Raw genomic sequence first — 6,672 nt, 5'->3', positions numbered from 1 at the left:
CCGGATCCGGCAGCTTCGGCTTCTGAGCCCACCCCACGCACCACGGTTCGGCGACCGGTGATGACCGGCCGCCGAATCGGTGCGACCATCGACCGAACACGACGAGGAGAACTTCCATGCGCGCGAGAAACCTTCTGGCGACGACGTCCGCGATCATCTGCATCACCGGCCTCGCCGCCTGCACGTCCTCCACCGACGGCATCAGCGTCGCCGTGTCATCTCCAGTGGCGGGATCGTCGGCGCCGTCGGCATCGAGCACGGCGATCAACACCGCCCAACTCGACACCGGCACGTACCCGACGTCGCCGTCGGCCCCCTTCGGATTCGCGACCGCTCCCGACCCCGAGATCGTCGGCGCCGAGGGACAGCGCCTGGCCGAGTTCGTCTCCCTGCCCTCGGAGATCGATCCCGAGATGACCGAGCCCGGTCTGCCCACCGGCGTCGTGTTCGGCACCGGCGACCTGACCAAGGTGTTCGCCTCCACACCCGTGGCCGATGCGGCCGGCGTGCGGGGGCTCGTCACGGGCTTCTTCACCTCGGCGGGACAGCCCAGGAAGAAGGTCAGCGACAAGACGCGGTCGTTGACCCAACTCGTCCTGCGCTACAACTCACCGGCCGCTGCGGCCGCGGCGGCCACCGCCATGAACCGTGCGTCGGTCAGCCGCCCCGCCAACGGCGGAATCGCCTTCGCGCCGGCGCCACTCGCTGATCTCCCGGGCACCCTGGTGAGCCGCGCCGGCGGACAGTTCCCCGGTATGCGCGCGTTCACCGCGCACAACAGTTACGTCATCTCGACCGCCGTGGTGGCCCCACCCGGCCAGGAGCGCGCGATGGAGTCGATCGTCCGCACCGCGGTGGCACAGCAGGTACCGCTGATCGACAAGTTCCCGGCCACCCCGATCGTCCCGGGCACGCCCTCCCGAATCAAACTCGACCAGAACAAGATCCTGATCTACGCCATCCCCGAGACCGACGGACAGATGCTGGGCGGACTCGCGCGCGGCGTCTACGGCCCACGCGGCATGGCCAGCGTGGCCGGGCCCGAGATCCTCAAGACGTTGCAGGACAACGGATCCGAGCACAACGCGGTCTGGCGGTCGACGGTGTACCGCGCCACCACCGACGAGGACGGGTCCGACATCCTCGACAAGCTCGTCGAGCAGGACCTGGCCGCCGGCTACACACGTGGCGAGTCGCCGAGGGGCCTGCCCACCGCCACCTGCGTCACACAGGACACCGCCTCCGGACAGCAGAACAACTGCTACGTCGCCGAAGGCCGGTACGTCGGCGCGACCTACGACCGCGATGCGGCCAAGGCCAGGCAGATGATCTCGGCGCAGTACCTGATCCTCACGAAGGCCGATCAGACGGCGAACTGACGACGGTCCGGCCGCTGGGATCACCCGTGCGAGATCTCAGCGGCCGGAGCCGATCTCGATCAGCAACACCCCGGCGACGACCAGGGCTATGCCGAAACCCATCATCCTCGTCAGTGCCTCACCGAACAGACAACGGCTCGCGATGGCGGTGAGAGCGACACCGGTCGCCGCCCAGATCCCGTATGCGACACCGAGCCCGACGCCGTTCGACAGCGTCAGCGACAGGAATACGAACGACAGCAGGTAGCCGACCGCGACGGCGATGTACCAGAGATTCCTACCGCCCGCGGCGGCCCGCAGCGCGAGCGTGCCGGCCACCTCCGAGCCGATCGCGAGAGCCAGGAACGCCCATCCGCTCACGACGGGCCTACCGGTTTCTCCGTGCGCGCGCCGGATCCGAGTTCGATGCACAGGACCCCGCCGATGACCAGCACCATGCCGACGGCCATGAGGACGGTGACCGTCTCGCCGAACAGGACCGACGACATCACCGCGGTCAAGGCCACTCCGAGGGCACCCCAGATGCCGTACGCCACCCCGAGCGGGAGCCCGCGTCGCAGGACCCGGTCCAGCAGCACGAAGGCGGCGAGATACCCGATCACGACGAGCGCGTACCACCCCGGGTGGTCCAGCGCGGCCTTCAAAGCGAGTGAACCGGTGACCTCGGAGACGATGGCCGCGCCGAGGAACAGCCAGGTGATCACAGGTCAGGCCAGGACGCCGAGCACGGTCTGGGCGAGTTCGGGACGACAGATGACGAGGTCGGGAAGGTAGACGTCGGACTGGTTGTAGACCAGCGGGGATCCGTCGATGCGGCTGCACCAGAGACCGGCCGCCAGCGCGACCGCGACCGGCGCTGCCGAATCCCATTCGTACTGCCCACCGGCGTGGACGTAGGCGTCGGCCTCGCCGCGCACCACCGCCATCGCCTTCGCGCCCGCCGAGCCGAGCGGCACCGCGACCCCGCCGATCGCCGTCGCGACCTCGTCGGAGAACGTGGGCGGTCGGGATCCGCTGATCACGACCCGTGGGACGTCACCGCGCGGCGTCGACATCAGCCCGGCGACCGGCGCGACGGAGCCGGAACCGCTGTCATAGGTGATCTCGAGGGCCGGGAGCGACACCGCACCCACGACGAGTCCCTCGTCGGCGGTCCACAGCGCGACGTGCACGGCCCAGTCGGCGTGACCCTCCATGCCGTACTCGCGCGTCCCGTCCACCGGGTCGACGATCCACACCCGGGATGCCTCCAGCCGGGTGCGGTCGTCGGCCGACTCCTCCGACAGCACCGCGTCGTCGGGCCGGCGCTCGGCCAGTTGCGCGAGCAGCCAGTCGTTGGACTGCTGATCGCCCGCATCGCCCAGCTCTTTCCCGGACAGGCCGCTGTCGCGGCGCAGGCGCACCAACAGTTCGCCGGCTCCGGTCGCCAATTCGGCGGCCAGGGCGATGTCGGCGTCGAAGCCCGCCGTGCTCACAGGCCGAGGTTCCGGATCACGGCGTCGGCGACCTCGCCGGGTGAGCCGTCGGCGGGGGTCACCACGAGTTCGGCCGTGCTGGGGCGCTCATACGGCGAGTCTATGCCGGTGAACTGCTTGACCTCGCCCGCGCGTGCCCGGGCGTAGAGCCCCTTGGGATCTCGCCGCTCGCACTCGTCGAGTGGTGTGTCGACGAAGACCTCGTAGAAGGGGAGTTCGCGGGCGGCATGGATCTCCCTGGCGCGTTGGCGCTCGTCGGCGAACGGGCTGATCAGCGAGACGATCGCGATGGCACCGGAGTCGGCGAACAGGGTCGCCACCTCCGAGGTGCGACGGATGTTCTCGCGGCGGTCGTCGTCGCCGAATCCGAGATCCGAGTTGAGTCCGTGGCGCAGGTTGTCGCCGTCCATCAGGTAGGCGGGCCGGCCGGCCGCGACGAGCCGGCGCTCCAGTTCGACTGCGATGGAACTCTTCCCCGAGGCCGACAGGCCGGTCAGCCAGATGGTCCCACCGCGGTAGGGGCGCTGGTCGGCCGACACCTTCGACCCGTGCCAGACCACGTTGCTGTCCCGCGCCACCGGACCGGTGATCATGCCGGCGCCGACGGTCTTGTTGGTCGCCTCGTCGACGAGGATGAAACTGCCGGTCTCCCGGTTGCGGCGATAGCCGTCGAACATCAATGGCTGCTGGGAGTGCAGGGTGATACGGCCGATCTCGTTCAGCGACAACGACTCCGCGTCCTCGTCGCGGTGCAGCGAGTTGACGTCGAGGCGATAGGCGACCGAACTGATCTGAGCGCGCGACTCGGTCGTCGTGGAGGCGATCACGTACCGGTTGCCCTCGCGGAGTTCGCTGTCCTCGGAGAACCAGCAGACCATGGCGTCGATGTCGCGGCCGACGTACGGACGGTTGTTGGGGCGGGCGATCATCTCGCCGCGGGCGATGTCGATCTCGTCGGTCAGCGAGATCGACACCGCCATCGGTGCGAAGGCCTCGGTGATCTCGACTCCCCCGGGCGCCCAGATGGACTCGATGGTGCTGCCGAAACCACTCGGCAGGACCACGACATCGTCACCGGGTCGCAACGTGCCGCCGGCAATGGTCCCCGCGTAGCTGCGGTGGTCGGATCCGTCGCTGCGCTGCGGACGGATCACGTACTGCACCGGCATGCGTGCGTCGATCAGGTTGCGGTCCGACGCGATGTGCACCCGCTCGAGATGGTCGAGCAACGGACCGCCGTGGTACCACGGCATGTTGACCGAGGTGTCGACGACGTTGTCGCCCAACAGGGCCGAGACCGGCACGAAGGTGAGGTCGGTGACGTTGAGCTTGGAGGCGAAGGTCGCGAACTCGTCGCGGATCTCGTCGAAACGCTCCTGCGACCAGTCGACGAGATCCATCTTGTTCACCGCGAGGGTGAGGTGCGGGATGCCCAGCAACGACGACAGGAACGCGTGCCGACGCGTCTGTTCGAGCACCCCCTTGCGGGCGTCGATCAGCACGATCGCCAGATCGGCGGTCGAGGCGCCGGTCACCATGTTCCGGGTGTACTGCACGTGCCCGGGGGTGTCGGCGATGATGAACTTCCGTCGCGGCGTGGAGAAGTAGCGGTAGGCGACGTCGATGGTGATGCCCTGCTCACGCTCAGCCCGCAACCCGTCGGTCAGCAACGCGAGGTTGGCGTACTCGTCACCGCGCTCGGCGCTGGTCCGTTCGATCGAGGCCATCTGATCGGCGAAGATCGACTTCGAGTCGTAGAGCAGGCGACCGATGAGCGTCGACTTGCCGTCGTCGACGCTGCCCGCGGTGGCCAGGCGCAGGAGTTCCTTGCCCCCGCGCAGGGCGGCGGTCTCCGTCCGCAGACGGTCGGCGGAGATGGTCATCAGAAGTACCCCTCTTTCTTCCGGTCTTCCATACCCGATTCCGAGATCCGGTCGTCGGCACGAGTGGCGCCGCGTTCGGTGAGCCGGGTGGCGGCGACCTCGTCGATGACCTCGGCCACCGTCGCCGCCGTGCTCTCCACGCAGCCGGTGCAGGTGGCGTCGCCGACGGTGCGGAAGCGCACCGTCTCGGTGTGCGACTGTTCGCCGTCGGCGATCTCGAGGAACCGCGTCTTCGCCAGCAGCATCCCGTCGCGGGGAACGACCTCGCGCTGATGCGCGTAGTAGATGGACGGCAGATCGATGGACTCGGCCTCGATGTACTGCCAGATGTCGAGTTCGGTCCAGTTGCTCAGCGGGAACACCCGGATGTGCTCACCCGTGGCGTGGCGACCGTTGTAGAGGTTCCACAGTTCGGGCCGCTGCGCGCGGGGATCCCAGGCGCCGAACCGATCCCGAAAACTGAACACCCGCTCCTTGGCGCGCGCCTTCTCCTCGTCGCGTCGGGCCCCGCCGAAGACCGCATCGAATCGGTTCTCGGTGATCCCGCGCAGCAGCGCCGTGGTCTGCAGGCGGTTGCGGCTCGCACCCGGACCGGTCTGCTCGACCACGCGACCGGCGTCGATGTCGTCCTGCACGCTCGAGACGATCAACCGCACCCCGGTCTGCTCCACCACGCGGTCCCGGTATTCGATCACCTCGTCGAAGTTGTGCCCGGTGTCGACGTGCATGAGCGGGAACGGAATCGGCGCGGGCCAGAACGCCTTGCGGGCGAGGTGGAACATCACCACCGAGTCCTTGCCGCCCGAGAACAGCAGCCCCGGCCGCTCGAACGTGGCCGCCACCTCCCGGAAGATGTGGACCGATTCGGCCTCCAACGCACTCAGATGCGACAGCTCATACCCGATCTGGGGCACTGACGACTCCTCACTCGATCACCGCTGTTGACCACCGGCCCCTCGCCTGGGTCCATCGAACACCGCGCGAGGGCAATGCTTGCAATGTCGGTTATTCGACACTACCGTTCGACAATATGACACTGAATGTAGGTGGCGACGAGACCGATCGTCAACCGGTGTCGGCGCCGACCCGACGGGTCGTGTCGGTGATCGACCATCTCGCCGACGACGTGACGGCGCGTCCGACGCTGGCCGACATCATCCGCGCCACCGACATGACGCGGGCGACCGCACACGCGGTGCTCACCCAGCTCTGCACCGACGGCTGGACCGTCCGCGACGACGCCGGACGTTTCTCGCTCGCGCCCAGCTTCCTCGCCCGCATCCGCCACGCCGCGGGCGCCCAACCACTGACCAGCGCCGCCCGCCCGGTGCTCGCCGACCTCCATCGGCGTATCGGACTGCCGGTCTTCCTGTCCGAGCGTGATGGCGACTTCATCCAGGTCACCGAGATCGCCGGTGACATCGCCTGGGCCGCTCCGGGGACGAGGATCCCCATCACCGCACCGCTGTGCCGCGAGTACATCGCGTGGGCGGGTGGGCGCGAGCAGACCGAATGGTTGTCCACCGCGCCACCACCGACTCGCGACCGGCTCGCGTCGCTGCTGGCCGACATTCGCGAGCGCGGGTACAGCGTGGAGCGCCTCGGCCCGGAGGCGACCGAGGTGATCCAGACACTGCGCGCAGTCCACCTCACCGAGGCGTCGCAACCGGTACGGCGACGCCTGGCCGAGCTCCTGATGGATCTGATGAACTCCGACTACCGGCCCGAGGACCTCGACGGGGACGTCCGCGCGCTGTCGGTGGCGGCGCCCGTGCGCTCCGAGGCCGACCGCGTCGCGCAGAACCGGGTGACGTCGTCGATCGTGCTCTGTCCCGGCACGTCGGTGGGCGGATCGGACCTCGCCGCGCTGGTCGGCGAGCTGCAGGACGCGGCCGCGGAGATCGAGCGCGCCATGCTGCGGTGAGCTTTACCAAC

Annotated in this window: 7 protein-coding genes; 2 read left to right on the top strand and 5 right to left on the bottom strand. The window is 68.6% G+C overall.

The window, feature by feature from the left end; translation table 11 throughout:
• Positions 1–116: 116 nt before the first annotated feature.
• The gene (locus tag JHC79_RS08135) at positions 117–1,379 is read left to right on the top strand and encodes a hypothetical protein (protein WP_296389658.1); all 1,263 of its coding nucleotides are present in this window, start codon (positions 117–119) and stop codon (positions 1,377–1,379) included.
• A gap of 36 nt (positions 1,380–1,415) precedes the next feature.
• Here the strand turns inward: JHC79_RS08135 and JHC79_RS08130 are convergent, their stop codons facing one another.
• The 5 genes from JHC79_RS08130 to cysD are packed head-to-tail and all read right to left on the bottom strand — an operon-like array spanning position 1,416 to position 5,651.
• Positions 1,416–1,739 (bottom strand): SMR family transporter, encoded by a 324-nt coding sequence (locus JHC79_RS08130; protein WP_296389657.1) that lies wholly within the window; start codon positions 1,737–1,739, stop codon positions 1,416–1,418.
• On the bottom strand, positions 1,736–2,083 hold the full coding sequence (locus tag JHC79_RS08125; protein ID WP_296389656.1) for an SMR family transporter: 348 nt from the start codon (positions 2,081–2,083) through the stop codon (positions 1,736–1,738). Before JHC79_RS08125 ends, JHC79_RS08130 begins: the two co-directional genes overlap by 4 nt.
• A 3-nt stretch (positions 2,084–2,086) precedes the next feature.
• Positions 2,087–2,854 (bottom strand): 3'(2'),5'-bisphosphate nucleotidase CysQ, encoded by a 768-nt coding sequence (locus JHC79_RS08120; protein ID WP_296389655.1) that lies wholly within the window; start codon positions 2,852–2,854, stop codon positions 2,087–2,089.
• Positions 2,851–4,737 carry an adenylyl-sulfate kinase gene (gene cysC, locus JHC79_RS08115; protein WP_296389654.1) on the bottom strand — a complete coding sequence of 629 codons (1,887 nt, stop codon included), beginning with the start codon at positions 4,735–4,737 and terminating at the stop codon, positions 2,851–2,853. The genes JHC79_RS08120 and cysC overlap by 4 nt, the downstream gene beginning before the upstream one ends.
• The gene (gene cysD / locus JHC79_RS08110) at positions 4,737–5,651 is read right to left on the bottom strand and encodes a sulfate adenylyltransferase subunit CysD (protein ID WP_296389653.1); all 915 of its coding nucleotides are present in this window, start codon (positions 5,649–5,651) and stop codon (positions 4,737–4,739) included. Before cysD ends, cysC begins: the two co-directional genes overlap by 1 nt.
• Before the next feature lie 116 nt (positions 5,652–5,767).
• On the opposite strand from cysD, the gene JHC79_RS08105 reads away from it, so the two are divergent.
• The gene (locus tag JHC79_RS08105; protein ID WP_296389652.1) at positions 5,768–6,661 is read left to right on the top strand and encodes a helix-turn-helix domain-containing protein; all 894 of its coding nucleotides are present in this window, start codon (positions 5,768–5,770) and stop codon (positions 6,659–6,661) included.
• Positions 6,662–6,672 lie beyond the last annotated feature (11 nt).

Origin of the sequence: Williamsia sp., assembly GCF_016462415.1 — a bacterium.
In the GTDB taxonomy this organism is placed as follows: domain Bacteria; phylum Actinomycetota; class Actinomycetes; order Mycobacteriales; family Mycobacteriaceae; genus Williamsia_A.
This window is presented reverse-complemented; position numbering and strand designations above follow the sequence as displayed.

What these genes read in the sequence shown, in the direction of transcription:
- JHC79_RS08105 (WP_296389652.1), top strand. Translation starts at nt 5,768, where the DNA reads ATGACACTGAATGTAGGTGGCGACGAGACCGATCGTCAACCGGTGTCG.
- cysC (WP_296389654.1), bottom strand. Translation starts at nt 4,737, where the DNA reads ATGACCATCTCCGCCGACCGTCTGCGGACGGAGACCGCCGCCCTGCGC.
- JHC79_RS08135 (WP_296389658.1), top strand. Translation starts at nt 117, where the DNA reads ATGCGCGCGAGAAACCTTCTGGCGACGACGTCCGCGATCATCTGCATC.